Annotated in this window: 1 pseudogene; it reads right to left on the bottom strand. The window is 57.5% G+C overall.

The features are described 5' to 3' along the window. Positions 1 to 471, bottom strand: a pseudogene (locus KP705_RS21790) (Tn3 family transposase); the annotation flags it as partial.

Below are 471 nucleotides of genomic sequence, written 5' to 3'. Positions count from 1 at the left end.
GTTTCCAGCACTGCACGCCGTTGAGAAAGGAACGTGTCAGCCGTAGCATTGATCGCCAGAGGCAACGGTCCTTGCGCGCGCATCGCTGCAAACGTGGCTTCCGGAAGAAGGTAGGTGTCGAATGCGCGGTATTGGCGACTTTCCGTTACCCAGATGTCTCCGGCACGCAGACGCTCGCGCAGCTGGGTCAGAACACAGAGTTCGTAAGCCTGTCGTATGACTGTTCCCTCTGGCCTGACAAAGCTGTGCCAGGAAGGCGGAATGAAACGGATCGGACAGGAGTCAGGCAAGCGGCGTTTACCGGTCCGATAGAGGTCTCCAATGATCTGCACCGCCTTCAGTAATCCCTGTACCGTGCGACCACCCTGAAACTGGAACGCGTTCAGGAATGGACCAATGGCAGGACGAAGAGAGCGATGCCGGTTGATCAGTTCGGCCGTGCGATCAATGGTCTCTGGAGCTGTCAGGGTT

The organism is Gluconobacter sp. P1D12_c (genome assembly GCF_018812105.1).
Taxonomy (GTDB): domain Bacteria; phylum Pseudomonadota; class Alphaproteobacteria; order Acetobacterales; family Acetobacteraceae; genus Gluconobacter; species Gluconobacter oxydans_A.
The sequence above is the reverse complement of the archived record's forward strand: the minus strand, read 5'-3'. Positions and strand labels throughout refer to the sequence as shown.